Source organism: Plantactinospora sp. ZYX-F-223 (assembly GCF_039649625.1).
Classification (GTDB): Bacteria; Actinomycetota; Actinomycetes; order Mycobacteriales; family Micromonosporaceae; genus Plantactinospora.
Genome location: NZ_JBDJAV010000025.1, coordinates 71,761 through 88,532, shown reverse-complemented (window position 1 = coordinate 88,532; position 16,772 = coordinate 71,761). Strand labels below are relative to the sequence as shown.

The 16,772-nt window shown below is 71.8% G+C and carries 16 protein-coding genes and 2 pseudogenes; 4 read left to right on the top strand and 14 right to left on the bottom strand.

The window, feature by feature from the left end; translation table 11 throughout:
* Position 1: 1 nt before the first annotated feature.
* Positions 2–613, bottom strand: a complete 612-nt coding sequence (locus AAH979_RS24750; RefSeq protein WP_346260515.1) for a hypothetical protein — start codon at positions 611–613, stop codon at positions 2–4.
* Positions 610–942: a PadR family transcriptional regulator gene (locus AAH979_RS24745; protein ID WP_346260514.1), complete on the bottom strand. Its 333-nt coding sequence runs from the start codon at positions 940–942 to the stop codon at positions 610–612. Before AAH979_RS24745 ends, AAH979_RS24750 begins: the two co-directional genes overlap by 4 nt.
* Before the next feature lie 110 nt (positions 943–1,052).
* Between AAH979_RS24745 and AAH979_RS24740 the strand changes: the two genes are divergently transcribed.
* Positions 1,053–2,525: an MFS transporter gene (locus AAH979_RS24740; protein ID WP_346260513.1), complete on the top strand. Its 1,473-nt coding sequence runs from the start codon at positions 1,053–1,055 to the stop codon at positions 2,523–2,525.
* Positions 2,526–2,599: 74 nt separating this feature from the next.
* Here AAH979_RS24740 and AAH979_RS24735 read toward each other — a convergent pair whose 3' ends face one another.
* From AAH979_RS24735 to AAH979_RS24705, 7 genes are all read right to left on the bottom strand, one after another.
* Positions 2,600–2,878: a hypothetical protein gene (locus tag AAH979_RS24735; RefSeq protein ID WP_346260512.1), complete on the bottom strand. Its 279-nt coding sequence runs from the start codon at positions 2,876–2,878 to the stop codon at positions 2,600–2,602.
* Between the two features lie 95 nt (positions 2,879–2,973).
* The gene (locus tag AAH979_RS24730) at positions 2,974–4,677 is read right to left on the bottom strand and encodes a glycoside hydrolase family 13 protein (protein WP_346260511.1); all 1,704 of its coding nucleotides are present in this window, start codon (positions 4,675–4,677) and stop codon (positions 2,974–2,976) included.
* Positions 4,678–4,863: 186 nt separating this feature from the next.
* Positions 4,864–5,886 (bottom strand): LacI family DNA-binding transcriptional regulator, encoded by a 1,023-nt coding sequence (locus AAH979_RS24725; RefSeq protein ID WP_346260510.1) that lies wholly within the window; start codon positions 5,884–5,886, stop codon positions 4,864–4,866.
* A 104-nt stretch (positions 5,887–5,990) separates the two neighbouring features.
* On the bottom strand, positions 5,991–6,959 hold the full coding sequence (locus tag AAH979_RS24720) for a carbohydrate ABC transporter permease (RefSeq protein WP_346260509.1): 969 nt from the start codon (positions 6,957–6,959) through the stop codon (positions 5,991–5,993).
* A gap of 1 nt (position 6,960) precedes the next feature.
* On the bottom strand, positions 6,961–8,028 hold the full coding sequence (locus tag AAH979_RS24715; protein ID WP_346260508.1) for a sugar ABC transporter permease: 1,068 nt from the start codon (positions 8,026–8,028) through the stop codon (positions 6,961–6,963).
* A 76-nt stretch (positions 8,029–8,104) separates the two neighbouring features.
* Positions 8,105–9,448, bottom strand: a complete 1,344-nt coding sequence (locus AAH979_RS24710; protein ID WP_346260507.1) for an ABC transporter substrate-binding protein — start codon at positions 9,446–9,448, stop codon at positions 8,105–8,107.
* Between the two features lie 172 nt (positions 9,449–9,620).
* Positions 9,621–10,376 (bottom strand): HD domain-containing protein, encoded by a 756-nt coding sequence (locus AAH979_RS24705; RefSeq protein WP_346260506.1) that lies wholly within the window; start codon positions 10,374–10,376, stop codon positions 9,621–9,623.
* A gap of 128 nt (positions 10,377–10,504) precedes the next feature.
* On the opposite strand from AAH979_RS24705, the gene AAH979_RS24700 reads away from it, so the two are divergent.
* Complete coding sequence (locus AAH979_RS24700) at positions 10,505–11,284, top strand: peptidoglycan DD-metalloendopeptidase family protein (RefSeq protein WP_346260505.1); 780 nt, start codon at positions 10,505–10,507, stop codon at positions 11,282–11,284.
* 176 nt (positions 11,285–11,460) lie between these two features.
* Here AAH979_RS24700 and AAH979_RS24695 read toward each other — a convergent pair whose 3' ends face one another.
* The 4 genes and pseudogenes from AAH979_RS24695 to AAH979_RS24680 form a co-directional block, all read right to left on the bottom strand.
* Positions 11,461–11,604: a GPGG-motif small membrane protein gene (locus AAH979_RS24695; protein WP_346260504.1), complete on the bottom strand. Its 144-nt coding sequence runs from the start codon at positions 11,602–11,604 to the stop codon at positions 11,461–11,463.
* A 3-nt stretch (positions 11,605–11,607) separates the two neighbouring features.
* Positions 11,608–12,381: a metallophosphoesterase gene (locus AAH979_RS24690; protein ID WP_346260503.1), complete on the bottom strand. Its 774-nt coding sequence runs from the start codon at positions 12,379–12,381 to the stop codon at positions 11,608–11,610.
* Positions 12,382–12,394: 13 nt separating this feature from the next.
* Positions 12,395–12,697, bottom strand: coding sequence for a hypothetical protein (locus tag AAH979_RS24685; RefSeq protein WP_346260502.1), 303 nt, complete (start codon positions 12,695–12,697; stop codon positions 12,395–12,397).
* A gap of 110 nt (positions 12,698–12,807) precedes the next feature.
* Positions 12,808–13,362 (bottom strand): annotated as a pseudogene (locus AAH979_RS24680) (nucleotidyltransferase); the annotation flags it as partial.
* Positions 13,363–13,637: 275 nt separating this feature from the next.
* Between AAH979_RS24680 and AAH979_RS24675 the strand changes: the two are divergent.
* Positions 13,638–14,276: pseudogene (locus tag AAH979_RS24675) on the top strand (thymidylate kinase); the annotation flags it as partial.
* Between the two features lie 310 nt (positions 14,277–14,586).
* On the opposite strand, the gene AAH979_RS24670 reads toward AAH979_RS24675, so the two are convergent.
* Complete coding sequence (locus AAH979_RS24670; protein WP_346260501.1) at positions 14,587–15,294, bottom strand: SDR family NAD(P)-dependent oxidoreductase; 708 nt, start codon at positions 15,292–15,294, stop codon at positions 14,587–14,589.
* A 447-nt stretch (positions 15,295–15,741) separates the two neighbouring features.
* Between AAH979_RS24670 and AAH979_RS24665 the strand changes: the two genes are divergently transcribed.
* Positions 15,742–16,650 (top strand): MurR/RpiR family transcriptional regulator, encoded by a 909-nt coding sequence (locus AAH979_RS24665; RefSeq protein ID WP_346260500.1) that lies wholly within the window; start codon positions 15,742–15,744, stop codon positions 16,648–16,650.
* Positions 16,651–16,772: the final 122 nt, after the last annotated feature.

Here is a 16,772-nt window from a genome sequence, read left to right as displayed (position 1 = left end):
GCTACTCCGCCTCGACCCGCGGCTGCCGCAGCGCGCGCCGGAGCGCGACCATCGACAGCAGCAGGCGGGTGGCGTAACCGAGCTGGTGCAGGCCGCTCAGCCTGCTCAGTTCGGCCCGGAACTCCTCCTGGTAGCGGGGGCGTTCCGGGGCTGGCAGGGCCTGCACGACGAGACCGATCAGCCGCATCGCGGCGGCGCCGGTCCGGGCGGCGATCCGGTGGCGGACCCCGCCGGGTAGCGCCGGGGGAGGCGGAATCCGGGCGGCCACGGCCGCGGCCGCCGCCGGCCTCGCGGCCCGGACGGCCTCGTTGCCGAGGCGCCATCCCCGCAGGTAGTTGCTGGTGTTCCGGGCGATGGCCGAGGCTTCCCGGACGGCCGGGACGAGGGGCTGGTCCGCCCATGGCGCGTAGGGGCCGGGGTCGAGGCCCGGCACCCGGCGCGGCAGCGGCCAGTCCGACGTCGCGCGGTGCGGCTGCGGGCCGGACCGGGGCCCGCCGGCCGCGCGCAGGCCGGCCAGGACCCGCAGCACCACCTCGTCGGCGGTGTCGGCGTGCCGCAGGGCGTTGCCAACCGTGATCTCGTACGCCTCCGCCGGCTGCTCCTGCCCGGTCACGACTGCCCTCCGGCGAGTCCGGGCCGGAGGGTGCCGAGCTTGGCCACCCGTGCGTCCACCCGGGCCAGTGCCCGGTGAGCCTGGACGGCCCCGTCCGAGGTGAGGGAGTAATACCGGCGGCGTGGGCGACCGGCCTCATGCGGGTCCAGATCCTCCCAGCGGGATCGCAGCCAGCCGAGACTCTCCAGCCGGGCCAGGATGGGATGGATGGTGCCGCTGGCCAGCCCGGCGGCGGCGCAGAGTTCCAAGCCGTAGAACTCGCGCGACGGGTGCTCCAGCAGGGTACGCAGCACCGCCCGGGTGGGCAGTGTCATCCGGGGGTTGGGCATGCTCGTACTCTACCAAGCCCTAGCTAGAGTTCAACCTAGTCTTTGCGCGGGTACGCCCACCCGGCGCTACCGTCACCCCGCCGTTACCTGATCCTGGTTGAGTGCCGGACATGACGATCGGTGGCCGGAGAGTCGCCCGAGGTGGGGGCCCGGTCCACCGGTTCTACAGCGTGGCGGTCTTCGTGGTGCTCGCCTCGCTGGACAACGTCGCGATCGGGCTGGTGCCACCGCTCTACGGCTCCATCGCCCCGGCGCTCGACGTCCCTGCCGGCGCGATCGGCGCGGTCACCGCGACGAGTTTCCTGGTCAGCGCGGTGGCTGCGGTCGGCTGGGCGTACGTCGGGGACCGGGCCAACCGCAAGCCGCTGCTCATGGTCGGCACGCTGCTCTGGGCCGCCGGGACGGCCGGCAGCGCCGTCGCCCCGACCTACCTGGCGTTCTTCGGCGCACAACTGCTGGCCGCGATCGGGCTCGGCGCGGTGGGTTCGGTCGGCTTCTCCGTGGTCACCGACCTGGTCAGCCCGCGCCGCCGGGGCGTGGTGCTGAGCTTCTGGGGACTCTCCCAGGGCATCGGCACCCTGGCCGGCACTCTGGTCGGCGGCGTGCTCGGCGCGCAGGACTGGCGGCGCCCGTTCCTGCTGCTCAGCGTCGCCGGCCTGGTGGCGACCGTGGCCTACCTGCTCACCTACGACATCCGGCGCGGCCAGAGCGAGCCGGAGCTGACCGGTGCGCTGGCGGTCGGCGCGGACTACGACTACCGGATCAGCCGGGCCGACCTGCCCGGAATCCTGCGCCGCCGGACGAACCGGTGGCTGGTGTTGCAGGGGCTCACCGCGCAGGTGGCCTTCGGCTCGCTGGTCTGGCTGCCGGCGCTGTTCCGGGAGCGGGCCGAGGCCCAGGGCTACTCGTCGGCCACCGCGACCGTCGTGGGCAGCATCTTCGCCGTACTCTTCCAGCTCGGCGGGGTGCTCTCCATCGTCGGCGGGCTGGTCGGCGACGCCGCGCAACGGCGTACCCCTCGGGGCCGGGCGATGGTCGCGGCGATCGGGGTGCTGGCCGCGGTGCCGTTCTACGCGGTGCTCTTCTTCGTGCCGATCCGGATCGACGTGCCGGACGGCGCTGGTGCCGGTGCGGTGGCCGCGGCCGTGCTCGGCAGCGTCCTCACCGAGCCGACGGTCGGGCTCAGCCTGCTCACCGCCCTGTTCGCGCTCGGCCTCACCTCGGCCAACTCGCCGAACTGGTTCGCGCTGATCGCCGACGTCAACCCGCCGGAACACCGGGGTACGGTCTACAGCCTCGGCAACCTGGTCAACGGGGTGGGCCGGGCGGCCGGCAACGGGCTGATCGGGGTGGCGGCCTCGGCGCTGCGCGCGGCGTTCCCGCCACCGCTGAACTTCGCCGTCGGGCTCGCCGCCTTCCAGCTCTTCTTCCTGCCCACCGGGATCATGTACTGGCTCGCCTCACGCAGCGCTCCCGAGGACATCCGCCGGGTGCACGAGCTGCTCACCGTACGGGCCGGGGAGGTCGCCCCGGACGACCGGCCGGTCGGCTCGGCACCGCCGCCCTCGGGCCGGTCGGCATGAGCCGGCCGGACCGAGGGCCCCCGCACGGCGCCCGGCCGGCCGGGGATCCCCGCCCGGCCGGCCCGGTCCGCCGACTACCGGTTGTACTCGCCGTAGTAGAAGCCGAGCGGATGCCGGGAATCCCACTCGAGCATGCAGTCGGTCTTGTACGGCCAGTCGTTCAGCCCGCGGTGGATGTAGCACGCGTCCAGGCTGGAGAACGGCCCGTACTCGACGTACATCATCGGACTGACCGGAGCGGTTCCCCGGCCGTCGGTGGCGGCGCTGGCCGGCGAGCTGGCCGCGAGGCCGCCCAGGACGAGGCCGCCGGCCAGGGCGGTGGTCAGGACGAGCCGGCGCAGTCGGGTGATCATATTTTCCCCCCAGGTCCCACGGGTGTGTCGACCGCTCCAGTAGACCTGCACCGGCTGTCAGACCGCTTTCACCGCCCGGTCGCCGCCGCCGACCTCTATCGGGTACCGGCCTCCTCGGCGACCCGGATCCAGACCGTGACGTCGGTCGGCACCCGGCCGTCGGCGTCGAGTGGACCGCTGGCGTGCACCAGCTCGGCACCGGCCGGCAGCTCGACCGGGTCGGCGCCGAAGTTGGTCAGCACCCGCAGCTCCCCGTTGCGGAAGTAGAGCACGTCGTCCGGACTGGTCAGCCAGTACACCGTGCCGGAGCCGAGCCGCAGCTCCCGGCGCAGCCGCAGGCTGGTCCGGTACAGCTCGTACGTCGAGCCGACCACCCCGCGCTGCCGGTCCAGGGCGTACTCGGCCCAGAGTGGAGGCTGCGGCAGCCAGCTCGCGTCCCCCGGCCCGAAGCCGTACGACGGGGCGTCCGCCTCCCACGGGATGGGCACCCGGCAGCCGTCCCGGCCCCGCTCGGCGTGCCCGCTCCGTTCCCAGGTCGGGTCCTGCCGGGCCTCGTCCGGCAGCGTGGTGTGCTCCGGCAGCCCCAGCTCCTCTCCCTGATAGAGGTAGGCCGAGCCGGGCAGCGCGAGCATCAGCAGGGTGGCCGCCCGGGCCCGGCGCAGCCCGACGACGGAGTCCGGCTGCGGGTCGTCGACGCCGATGCCCCGGGGCCGGGGCGTGCCGACCGGCAGCCCGAGCCGGCTGGCGTGCCGCAGCACGTCGTGGTTGGAGAGCACCCAGGTGGTGGGGGCGCCGACCGCCTCGTTGGCGGCCAGCGAGCGGGTGATCACCGCGTACTGGATCGGGGCGGTCCAGGCCGCCTCCAGGTATTCGAAGTTGAACGCCTGGTGCATCTCGTCCGGCCGGACGTACGCGGCCAGCCGCTCCGCGGACTGCACCCACGCCTCGGCGACCAGGATCCGCTCGCCCGGATATTCGTCCAGCACCCGCCGCCAGTCCTGGTAGATCTCGTGTACCCCGTCCTGGTCCCACATCGGCGGCCGGGGACCCTCGGTGCCCTCGCCGGTGACCGGCTCCACCGGCGGATGCCAGTCGGCCAGGTCGGCCTGCTTGACCAACCCGTTCGCCACGTCGACCCGGAACCCGTCCACCCCCCGGTCCAGCCAGTACCGCAGGATGTCCCGGAACTCGGCGCGGACCTCCGGAAGGTCCCAGTTGAGGTCCGGCTGGCCACGGTCGAAGAGGTGCAGATACCACTGCCCGGGGCTGCCGTCCGGTTCGGTGACCCGGGTCCAGGCCGGGCCGCCGAAGACGCTCTGCCAGTCGTTCGGCGGTTCGGTGCCGCCGGGGCCGCGACCGTCCCGGAAGATGTAACGCTGCCGCTGCGGGCTGCCCGGCCCGGCCGCCAGCGCGGCGGTGAACCACGGATGCGCCGAGGAGGTGTGGTTGGGCACGAGGTCGACGATGAACCGCAGGCCACGGCCGTGGGCCTCGGCGATCAGCCGGTCGAGGTCCGCCAGCGTGCCGAAGAGCGGATCCACGTCACGGTAGTCGGCCACGTCGTAGCCGGCGTCCGCCTGGGGCGACGGATAGAACGGCGACAGCCACACCGCGTCCACGTCCAACTCGACCAGGTGGTCCAGCCGGGCTGTTATCCCGGGCAGGTCGCCGACACCGTCGCCGTCGGAGTCGGCGAAGGAGCGCGGATAGATCTGGTAGATGACCGCGTCCCGCCACCATGGCCCGGCCTGGGTCGGCCCGTCGCCCGGGGCCGGCTCGGCGGCGGTGGCGGAGGACATCGTCTCGGTGCTGTTCAGGGTGCTCTCCCATCGGTCACGACGCGCGGGCGGGCCCGGCGTACGGATCCGGTCGGTCGAGGTCCAGTCTTCCGGACGATCGAGGCCCCGTCCTGCCGAGGATCGAGACCCTCTTCCCTTCCCGGGGTTCGAGGTGCGGTCTTCCCCGGTCTTCCCGGGGATCGAGGTTCAGTCCTCCCGAGCCGGACCGGTCGAATCGCGTACGACGAGCCGGGCGGGCAGGATCACCGGGGCCGGCTCTTCTCCGGTCCGGGCCCGGCCGGCCAGCGGGCCCAGCAGCGTACCGGCGGCGAGCCGGCCCTGTTCGGCCGCGGGCTGGGCCACGGTGGTCAGGCCGAACGCGCCGGCCAGGTCGTGGTCGTCGATGCCGATCACGCTGACCTGCTGCGGCACCCGCACTCCGGCCATCCGCAGCGCGATCAGCACACCCATCGCCAGCTCGTTACAGCTCGCGAAGATCGCCGTGGGCAGCTCGCCCTGCGCGATCAGCCGTTCGGTGGCCGCCCGGCCCCCCTCGGCGTCCGCCCGGACCTCGATCTCGAGCCGGGGATCGGGGCTGATGCCGGCGGCCCCGAGCGCCTCCCGGTAGCCGCGGTGCCGCTCCAGGTGGGCGGGATGCGCGAACTCGTCGTCCGGGTCGCCCCAGACGCAGGCGATCCGCCGGTGACCGAGGCTCAGCAGGTGCTCGGTGGCCGTCCGGCCGGCCGCCTGGTCGTCGATCCGGATGCTCGGCCAGCCCGGCACCACCACGCCGGAGCTGACCGTGACGCCCGGCAGCGCCAGGCTGGCGATCGTGGCCAGGTCGTCGGCGCGCATCGGCGTCGCCACCAGCATCACCGCGTCGACCCGCTTGGGCAGGTTGGACTTCAGCAGGCGCGTCCGGGCGTGCTCCCGGCCGCCGATGTTGTAGAGCAGCAGGTCGTACCCGGCGGCGTGCAGGACCTCCTCGGCGGCCTCCACCACGGCACCGACGAACCAGGGGGTGATCCGGGGGACGATCACGGCGACGGTGCCGGTCTTGCCGCCGGCCAGCCGGGAGGCGCTGGGCGACACGGTGTAGTCGAGTTGCTCGGCGGCGAGCAGGACCCGGATCCGGGTCGACTCGGAGACCGTCGGCAACCCGCGCAGCGCCCGGGAGACGGTGGCGGTGGAGACCCCCGCCAGCCGGGCCACGTCGTCGATTGTGGTCACGGTGCCATCCTGATCCGGCCGTACCGCCGGCCACGGCTGCCGGGTCCGGGTCCCGGCCGCCGGGCGGTCCGCCCGCCCGGCGGCCGTCGACCCGCGACGGCCGGTCAGCCCTTGACGCCGCCGGCGAGCAGGCCACGCACGAAGAAGCGCTGGAGGGACAGGAACACGATCAGCGGTACGACGATCGAGATGAACGCGCCCGAGGTGAGCCGCTGCCACTCATTGGCCCGGGTACCGGCCAGCTCGGCCAGGCGTACGGTCAGCGGTGCCGTCTCGCTGCCACCACCGGCGAAGATCAGCGCCACCAGCAGGTCGTTCCAGACCCAGAGGAACTGGAAGATGCCGAACGCGGCCAGCGCCGGCACGATCAGCGGCAGCACGATGGAGCGGAAGATCTTCGGATGGGTGGCGCCGTCCACCCGGGCCGCCTCCATCAGGTCCTTCGGAAGCTGCGAGATGAAGTTGTGCAGCAGGAAGACGGCGACCGGCAGCGCGAAGCAGGTGTGTGCGAACCAGACCTGGACGAACTTCTCCTCGTCGTCGAGGTTCCACGCCGGCATCAGTTCGACACCGCCCAGGCTGACCCCCTCGGAGAAGAAGCTGAGCAGCGGTACCAGCGCCATCTGCAACGGCACGATCTGCAACGCGAAGACGGCGATGTAGATCCAGTCCCGCCCCTTGAAGTTGATCCAGGCCAGCGCGTACGCGGCCAGCGCGGCGAAGGCCAGCGGGAAGAGCACCGACGGGATCGTGATCACCAGCGAATTGATGAAGTAGCCGGCGAGCTGCCCGGAGGAGGCCGAGCGGCCGAAGAGCACCTCCTGGTAGTTCTCCAGGGTGAACTGCGGGTTGGTGAACGCCGTCCACCAGCCGGTGGTCTTGATCTCGTCCTCGGGCCGGAACGACGAGACGAACAGCCCGAAGGTGGGCACCGTCCAGAGCACCGCGATCAGGATCGACGCGGCGGTGGCGAACGGGTTGTTGAGCCGGCGGCGTACCCGGGCGGCCCGGGTGACCGGCGGGGTGGCGACGGACTGCGTACCGGCCAGCGCGGGAGGGGTCGTGGTGGTCATCTCATGCCTCCCGCTGCTTGCGCAGGTTGCGGACCTGGTAGATCACGATCGGGATCACCAGGACGAAGAGGAAGACGGCCAGCGCCGACCCCTGGCCGGTCTGGCCGAACCGGAACGCCTGGTTGTACATCTCGTTGGCGATCACGCCGGTGTCGAAGTTGCCGTTGGTGGTGGTCCGGACGATGTCGAAGACCTTGAGCGTGGCGATCGAGACCGTGACCACCACGACGATCAGGGCCGGCCGGATGCTCGGCAGGGTGATCTGCCAGAACATCTGCCAGGGGTTCACCCCGTCCAGCCGGGCCGCCTCGACGACGTCGGCCGGGATCGCCTTGATCGCGGCCGAGAGCACCACCATCGCGAAGCCGGCCTGGATCCAGATCATGATCACGATCAGCAGCAGGGTGTTCAGCGGGGGGTTGTTGAGCCACTGCTGCGGCTCGCCGCCGAGCATCACCCAGACCTGGTTGAGCAGGCCGATCTGGTCGTACTCGCCGGAGCGGTAGGCGTAGACGAACTTCCAGATGATGCTGGCGCCGACGAACGAGATCGCCATCGGCATGAAGATCAGCGCCTTGGCCGCCGCCTCGAACCGGGCCCGGTCGACCAGGACGGCGTAGAGCAGCCCGATGGTGGTGGCCACCAGCGGCACCAGGACCACCCAGATCAGGGTGTTGGTGAGGATGCCGAAGATCTCGTCCTGAGCGAACATCCACCGGTAGTTGGCCAGCCCGACCCAGTTGTTGCTGCCACCGTCCATGAAGGACAAGATGGTGGTCCGGACGGCCGGTACGACCAGGCCGATCGTGAGCAGTGCCAGGGTGGGCAGCAGGAAGAAGAGCGCGAGCGCGCCCTCCGGGCGGTTCGCCACCGACCGGCGGCGCGGCCGGGGACCGGCGGCGACCGCCGAGCCCTGCGCCGAGGCCGCGATCAGGGCCGCCTCGCGGCGCCGGGCGAACCAGTTGGGTACGACGTCGAGCAGCACGAGCAGTCCGCCGACCACGACCGCGAAGGCGATCAGGCCGTAGAGCAGCATCAGCAGCTTTGGTGCCTCGTCGGCGAAATCCATCAGCGCCTCCAACGCCAAGACGTTCGGGAAGCCGAACGGTCCGGCCCGCAGTGGCGCGGGCCGGACCGTCGGGGTGTCACTTCGGCCAGGAGCCTTCGACGAAGTCGAGGGTGCTCTTGGTGTCCTTGCCGTTGACCCAGTCGATCATGCCCTTCCAGAGGGTGCCGGAGCCGACGGCGGCGGGCATCAGGTCGGAGCCGTCGAACCGGAAGACCGCGCTCTTGTCGAGCAGGACCTCCATCGAGAGCTTGTCGACCTCCTGCTGGACCTTGCTGACGTCGAGCTTGTTGTTCGGCGTGATCCAGTTGCCCAGTCCGGCCCGGGAGTTGGCGTACTCGCCGGTCATCAGGTACTGCCGGACGGCCTGCACCGCCGGGCCGTCGGTGAAGGCGACGGTGAACTCGCCGCCGCCGAGTACCGGCTTGCCCTTGGCCGGGTCGACCGCCGGGAAGTAGAAGGCGTAGATGTCGCCGTCCGGGCCGATCTTGGTACCCTTCGGCAGGTAGTTGGCGTAGAAGTTCGCCTGCCGGTGCATCGAGCACTGGCCCTGGAGGATCGGCAGGCCACCCTCCTGGAACGGGGTGGTGGTCAGGCTCTTCACGTCACCGTAGCCGCCGTTGACGTACTTCGGGTTCTTCAGGACCTGACCCGCCTGGTCGACGGCCTGGAGCACCCGGGGGTCGTTGAACGGGATGCCGTGGGTGGTCCACTGGTCGTAGACCTCCGGCGTCTGCGTACGCAGCATCAGGTCCTCGATCCAGTCGGTCGCCGGCCATCCGGTGGCGTCGCCCGACTCCAGCCCGACGCACCAGGGCTTCTGGTTCGTCGCCGCGATCTTGTCGCTCAGCTCCATCAACTGCTGCCAGGTGGTCGGCACCTGGTAGCCCTTCTCGGCGAACGCCTTCGGCGAGTACCAGACGAAGGACTTCACGTTCGCGCCGAGCGGGGTGCCGTAGAGCTGCCCGCCGACGGTGGCGTACTTCAGCCAGTCGGCCGGGTAGTTGGCCTCGGCCAACGTCTTCTGCTCCGCCGTCATCGGCTTGAGCTTGTTGGCCTGGGCGAACCGGGCGAGCAGCCCGGGCTGCGGGATGAAGGCCAGGTCGGGCGGGTTACCGCCGTCGACCTGCACCTGGAGCTGGGCCTCGAACTCGCCGCTGCCGTCGTAGTCGATCTCGATGCCGGTGCAGTCCTCGAACTGCTTCCACGACTGCCGCAGCAGGTCGGCCTCGGCGTCCCGGATCGACGCGTAGATGGAAACGCTCTCGCCGTCGTGACCCTGGTAGGCCGAGTACGGTGCGCACTCCGCCGAGTCGGGGTCGAGCCCGCTCTCACTGTCGCCGGAACAGGCGGTGGCGCCAAGTGCCAAGGCCAACACACTGGCGATCGCGAAGGCCTGGCGTGGTCTGGACTGGACCGCCATGCCGTCCTCCTTTCGTGCCGGCGTGCCGATTGCCTGTTGGCTACCGAGCCGGCCTATGGGCGTCACCACATGTAAGCGCTTGCAGCCATGGTCGTCCAGCCCCGGCGAGCCACGAGGCCGTAACGATTCGGAAACCCGACCTCAACCGCCGGGCCGGCCGGACGCCGCCCGGCTACTCGGACGCGGGGGCCGCCGGTACGGCCTCGGGCTCGTCGAGGATCGCGGCGAAGCGCTGCTCGGCCAGGTCGAGCTGGCCGAGGATGTGTGCCCGGGCCTCGGCGGCCAGCGGGGTGTCCGGCCGGGTGACCAGGTCACGGAAGAGCGGCACCAGGGGCCGGTATTTCCGGGCCGAGCGGTGCACCTTGTCGCCGGTGGTGTGGATGACCCCCACGCCGTTGTCGGTGAAGTCGGACACCTTGATCACCCGGGCCCAGGGCTCCCGGTCCAGGCTTACCGCCAGGTGCGCGCGGTACTGCTCGTCCCGGTCGCGGTCGGGGTCGTACTCCGGGTTGGTGACCGCCGCGATCAGCCGGGCGACCCGGGGGTTGAACCGCCGGGCCGCCTCGGCCAGCGCCGCCTCGGTGGCCGCCGGCCCGGTCGTCCCGGCGGGCAGGCCGGCGAGTTCCGCCGGGTGGTCCTCCACCGCGTCGTGCAGCAGCGCCGCCACGATCACGTCGACGTCGGTCACCGAGTAGTAGCAGATGATCCGGATGGCCACCCGGAGCAGGTGGTTGAGGTAGGGCTCGCGGACCCGGCGGTCGTCGCGGTGCAGCGTGCCGGCGAGGTCCAGCGCCGCTGCCAGCCGGGTCTGCTCCGCCGGGGTGAAGCGCTCGGCCTCCAGCCGGAACCGGTCCCGCAGGCCGGCTTCGCCGTAGACCTCGGTCACGGCGTGCAGCGGCATGCTCTTCAGGTACGTCGGCGAGGCCATGTCGTCCAGGTATACCGGATCGGCCCCACCGGCGGGTCCTCCCGGGGCCCGGTTCCGCTCTTCCACTTGCTGAAGTTTTCTGCCACGATCGATTTACACATGGAAAACTTTCGCCATGGGAGGTCATCGTGCGCTTCCGCCTGTCCGCTTCCGTCGGTGCCGGCCTGCTGCTGGCCGCCGCGGTGCTGGTGCCGGCCTCGCCGGCCGCCGCCGCACCCACCTTCAAGGTGCCGTTCCCGTGCGGCCAGTCCTGGTCCGGGCAGACCCGGACCAACCACAGCCCGGCGTACGCCGTCGACTTCAACCGCACCGACGACCAGGGCGACCCGGTGGTGGCCAGCGCCCCCGGCACCGTCGACGTCGTCGCCGATCTCGGCAACACCAGCTACGGGAAGTACGTCCGGATCAACCACGGCAGCGGGTACACGACCTACTACGCCCACCTGAACAGCTTCAACACGGCCGTCGGGCGGACCGTCGGCTACGGCACCGTGATCGGGTACGTCGGCACCACCGGCGGCTCCACCGGCCCGCACCTGCACTACGAACAGCGGCTCAACGGTTCAGACATCCAGGTGCGGTTCAACGGCACGCTGGCGCTCTACTGGGGCACCCGCACCTACACCAGCGACAACGCCTGCTCGGGCGGGAGCACCGGATCCGGCACGGTGAACACCGCGGGCAGTCCGCTGACCGTCCGGTCCGGCCCCGGCACCGGCTACTCCTCGGTCGGTACGGTCGCCGACGGGGCGGGAGTCACCATCTACTGCCAGACCACCGGTACGACGGTGACCGGCACCTACGGCACCAGCAACATCTGGGACCGGATCGGGACCGGCCGGTTCATCTCCGACGCCTACGTCCTGACCGGCTACGACGGCTTCATCCCCGGCGTACCACGGTGTTGAGCGGCGGTCGCCGGTAGGCCGGAGAAGACAGATCGCCGGGACGCCGGGCCCGGGTCGTCCAGGGGAGAGAGGGAGACCCGGGCGCGGCGCCCCGGCTTGCCTGTCGGGGGTTCTTCGGTACGGACAGGGATTCTTCAGCGATGCAGGGCCGGCGCCGCGCCAACGTCGGCCTCGCGTCAGCTGAAGAGGCTGACGCCGCCGGGGCCGACGAGCAGACCGACGATGATGAGCACGACGCCCCAGAGGATCTGCCGCCGGAACAGTGCCAGCACACCGGCGACCACCAGTACAACCGCGAGGATCCAGAGCAAAAATTCCATGGCTCAGGAACTACCCCCGGCGCTGATCGCGGAAACCTTGCCGGCGGTGGCTCCGGCGAAGGGCGGGTGCAGGTGGAACACGCTGTACGCCTGCTTGATCACCGGGTGCGCGACGTTGCGGACCCGTACCCCGCCCGGGGTGGTGCCCCGCTCGCTGCCGGCGTGCGCGTGCCCGTGCAGGGCCAGTTCGGTCGGCGCCGAGTCGATGGCCTGACCGAGCAGGTACGAGCCGAGGAACGGATAGATCTCCGGCGGCTCCCCGGCCAGGGTGTCGGGCACCGGGGCGTAGTGGGTCAGCGCCACCCGTACGTCGCAGTCCATCTCGCGCAACGCCTCGCCGAGCTGGTCGGCGATGGCGCTGGTGGTCCGGACGAAGGCCTTCATCTCCGGTTCGCCGAACTCGCTGGCGCACCTGCCGGCGAAGCCGCCGCCGAAGCCCTTCGCGCCGGCGATGCCGAGCCGCACCCCGGAGCACTCCAGCACCACGTTGGTGCCCTCCAGCACCAGGATGCCGGCGTCCTCCAGCACCCGGATCACCGCCGGCACCTCGTCGCAGTGGTGGTCGTGGTTGCCGAGCACCGCGACCACCGGTACGCCGAGGTTGCCGAACTCGGTCGCCACGCAGCGGGCCTCGGACTCGGTGCCATGCCTGGTCAGGTCACCGGCCAGCAGCAGGACGTCGGCACTGTCCGGCAACTGTTCCAGAGCCGGCCGGAACCGCCCGACCACGTCCTGGTCCAGGTGCACGTCGCCGACCGCCGCGATCCGGATCACCATGTCGTCGCCTCCCTCACCGCAGCTCCTCCACCTCGGTCGGCGCCTGGGTACGGATCAGTCCGATGTCGACCGTCACCGGCACCTCGGGGAATTGCTCCAGCACCAGGCGGAGGATCTCCTCGCGGCGCTGCGCGCTCTCCACCTCGCCGCAGAGCACCACCGAGTGGTCCCGGCGGGTCACCGTGATGCCCTGTTCGGCGATCTCGGTGCGTTCGGTGAGCAGGCGCTGGATAGCCGCCTCCAGATAGTCGTCGGGCGGCTCCGGCGACGACCCGCGCCTCGTTCTACCTGTGCCCGCCGTGCCGCGCTGGTTCATGTCGCCACCTCGCTCCGCTCGTCCATGCCGGTCATTCCCTCCTCCTCCCCGGCCGAGGAGGAGTAGCGCTTCTGCTCGCCGGCCGGGTAGCGCTTCTCCTCGCCGGCCGGCGAGTAGGGCACCACGTCCAGCCGGTCCAGCAGCACCAGGAAGGCCTCGGCGTACGGGGAGTGCGCCGTCTCCTTGCGTACCCGGTCCCAGTCGATCTGTTCCCGCAGCGAGCGGGCCAGCGGCAGTCCACGGGCGAAGTCGCAGTAGTGCTGCGAGAAGCTGAGCAGCTTGTGCACCATCAGATGGGTGGCCGACAGCACCGGCATGTGGATGGCGTCGACCGGGCGTACCACGGTGTCCCGGAAGGTCTCGTCGGTGACCGGGGTCTCGATCGGCCGGTGTATCAGATCCACCATCCGGTCGTTGTCCCAGACCTTGACCAGCCAGTCCTCCGGGGGGCGCTCGGCGGTGAAGCCGGCCTCGACGAGCGCCTCCAGGGCGCGCTCGGTGTCCTGCTCGCGGATGAGGAAGTCGACGTCGTGGTCGCTGGAGTGGCCGCCGTGCGCGTACACCGCGAAGCTGCCACCCAGCGCGAAGGGGATCTCGGACTGCTTCAGGACGGCGGCGACCCGCTTGAGGGTGGCAAGAAGGGTCTCGTCGCCGCGGTGATCCATCGGGTCTCCCGTGTCGGTGATCATTGGGCATCTGGTCAATGGGGTGGAGATTTACCGGTACCCGGCACTTCGTTCCTTCACACCTGGGCCGGGATCCGGTGGCGGTGGCCCCGAGCGGGAACCGGCACGGCCTGAGCGGAAACCGGACGTACCGGCACGGAGAGCGTGGCCAGGCCCGCGGGACGGGCCGGCCGGAACGGCTCATCCCGCACAGCCCGGACGGCGGCGGCTTTGTCGGGCCGGGGGGCTGCGCGGGCCGGGTACCGTTGCTGAGCGTGGCCCGAACTCTCCAGGAGCGGCGGAACGGGGGACGGCTGCGGGCCGTGGCCCTGGTCGGAATCGACGGCTCGGGCAAGACCACCCAGGCGCACCGGCTGGCGGACGCGTTGACCGAGGCCGGCATACCGGCGACGTACTGGCAGAACGCCGGCGGGCGGCGGTGGTTCGGCCGGCTGGCTCGCAAACTGGGCCGGCGGGACGCCCAGCGCCTGCTGGGCCGGGACGGGATGCTGCTGGCCGAGTCGGGGCTGCGTTGGCTGGCCATCGCGCGGGCGCTGCTCCGCTCCCGGCTCCGCTCCCAGGTCGCCGTGATGGACCGCTACTCGGTCTGCCAGTACGCCAGCATCCGGGCGCACGGCGGCGGGCGTCGCTGGGAGACCCTCGCCCGGCTGCTGTACCGGATCTTCCCCCCGCCCGACATCACCATCCTGCTCGCGGTGGACCCGGGTGAGGCGTACCGGCGGATCGAGGCCCGGGGCACCGACCACGAGGACATCACCTACCTGGCCGCCGGAGCGGCGGCGTACCGCTCGCTGCCGGAGTTCGCCGGGTTCGTGGTGGTGGACGCCAACCGCTCCCCGGACGAGGTGACCCGGGCGATCCAGGCCGGTGTGCGGGACTGGCTGCCGGCAGCCCGCCGACCGCCCGGGTTCGGCAGCCCGCCGCCGGTACCGTCCGGCGGATCCGGCCCCGTGCCGGGCGTCGCGGACTCCGGTCCCGGGCCGGCCCCGGAAGCGGCATCGACCGTCGGTGTCCCGGACCTCGCCGAGACCGCCCCGACCGGCTCGGCCGGCACCGGTCCACCCGACCCGACCGGCTCACCGGACCCGGCGGGCGCACTCGACCCGACCGGCTCGCGGGGTGCCCCGGATCCGCTGGGTACGCCGGATCCGGCCACCCGGTCGTCCGGACCGGACGGGGGCGAGCCGGCCGGGGCCGGGTCGGTCAGGCCCGGCCGTACACCGGTATCGTCGCACCGCTCGTCGGCGCCGACTCGTCACTGGCCAGGAAGCGGATCACCCCGGCGATCTCCGCCGGGGCCACCCAACGGGAGTGGTCCGCGCTGGGCTGCGCCGCCCGGTTGGCCGGCGTGTCGATGACACTCGGCAGCACGGTGTTGCACCGCACGCCCGACTGCCGGTATTCCACGGCTACCGCCGAGGCGAAGGCGAGTACCGCCGCCTTCGCGGTGACGTAGCCGGCGGCACCGGGGAACGGGGCGAGCGCCGCCCGGGAGGAGACGCAGACCACCGATCCGCCGCCGGCCTCCAGCAGGTACGGCAGCGCGCTCCGGGTGACCAGGTAGGTCGGGCGCAGGTTGCGGACGATCATCTGTTCGAAGTCGGCGACGGGGGTCTCGTGCACCAGGCCGCCGGCCGCGTACCCGCCGGCCAGGTTCACCACCGCCCGCAACGGCGCCCCGGCGGTACCGCCGGCCACCTCGACCGCTGCCGCGACCTGTTCCGGATCGCTGAGGTCCGCCGCTACCCGCAGCACCCCGTCACCCCCCTCGCCGGGGAGGGGCGCCGGTTCCGCCCCGCCGGCCGGCCGTACGGGTACGACCACCCGCCACCCGGACGAGACGAATGCGGCGGTGACCGCCCCGCCGAGCCCGCCCGCCCCGCCGCTGATGAACACAGTGCGATCCGCCATGCCTGCCACGCTATCGGCAGCACCGGGCGGGTCGCCGGCACACCACCCCAAGCCACGCCCGGTGACCACCCGCGGGACGGACGGTCCGATCTGGACAACCCGGATCGGCTCCACCACCCGGTGGCACCCAGGCCCGAGCCGCCCGTCCGGCCCGGACGCGCCGCCCCGTCGTACGGTGGGCGGCGCTCCCGTGCCCGTCGGGCACCGGTTTCCGCCCGGGTTTCCGGCCCGCCGCCGGGGCCACTCCGGTAGCCTATCGATGGATGACTATTCACCCGGATGCCGTCCAGCGTTGCGGGCTCGGTGACCCTGCCGAGACGAAGGTGTGGTGGGAATGGCACGCTCGGCTGGCCGGACCGGCCGCAATTTCCCACCCGTTGGGCGTACTTTCGCAGGTGTAGCGCGTCACGGTTGACGCTCCCGCCTCCGTGAAAGTAAGTTTCATCCGTGGTGAAGACTGCGAAGGTTTCTGCGAGTCACGAGACAGGTGGGCTGATTGTCCATATCAGCGGCCTGCTCCCGTCGCTGTCGCCCGCCGAGCAACGGGTCGCCAGACTCGTCGTGGCGGATCCCGCCGACGCCGCTCGCCGGACCATCACAGACCTCGCGACCGCCGCCGAGACCTCCGAGGCCACCGTCATCCGGTTCTGCCGGTCGGTCGGCATGGACGGCTACCCGCAACTGCGGATCCGGCTCGCCGCCGAGGCGGCCCGCCGGGTGGAGCCGCCGGACGCCCGGGTCGTCGGCGGCGACATCCCGCCCGGCGCCGACCTGGCACAGATCATCGCGACCATCGCCTTCAGTGACGCCCGGGCGGTCGAGGAGACCGCGGAGCAGCTCGACGCGGCGGTCTGCGAGCAGGTGGTCGAGGCGATCAGCGGTGCCGGCCGGGTCGACATCTACGGCGCTGCGGCGAGCGGTTTCGTCGCCTCCGACTTCCAGCAGAAACTGCACCGGATCGGCCGGACCGCGTTCTACTTTCCGGACGTGCACACCGCGCTGACCTCGGCGGCTCTGCTCGGCAAGGGCGACGTGGCGATGGGCATCTCGCACACCGGCACCACGCTGGACGCGATCGAGGTGCTGGAGCAGGCGCGGGCCCGGGGGGCGACCACGGTCGCGCTGACCAACTTCCCACGGTCGCCGATCACCGACGTCGCGGACTACGTGCTGACCACGGCGGCCCGGGAGACGACGTACCGGTCCGGCGCGATGGCCAGCCGGCTCGCCCAGTTGACGGTGGTCGACTGCCTCTTCGTCGGGGTCGCGGCGCGTAACCGGGCCAGAGCCAAGAGGGCACTTGAGGTCACCGCCGAAGCGGTGCTCCCGCACCGGGTCAAGGGGAGGCGGGCATGAGAAGCGGGCGGACCGGCCGGTCCGGCGTGACGGTGTCGCGACGCGGCGCCGTGCGCGGCGAGGCGACGGTATGAGGCACGGGCTCTGGCCGAGGCGAGGCGGCGGTGTGAGTCACGGACTCT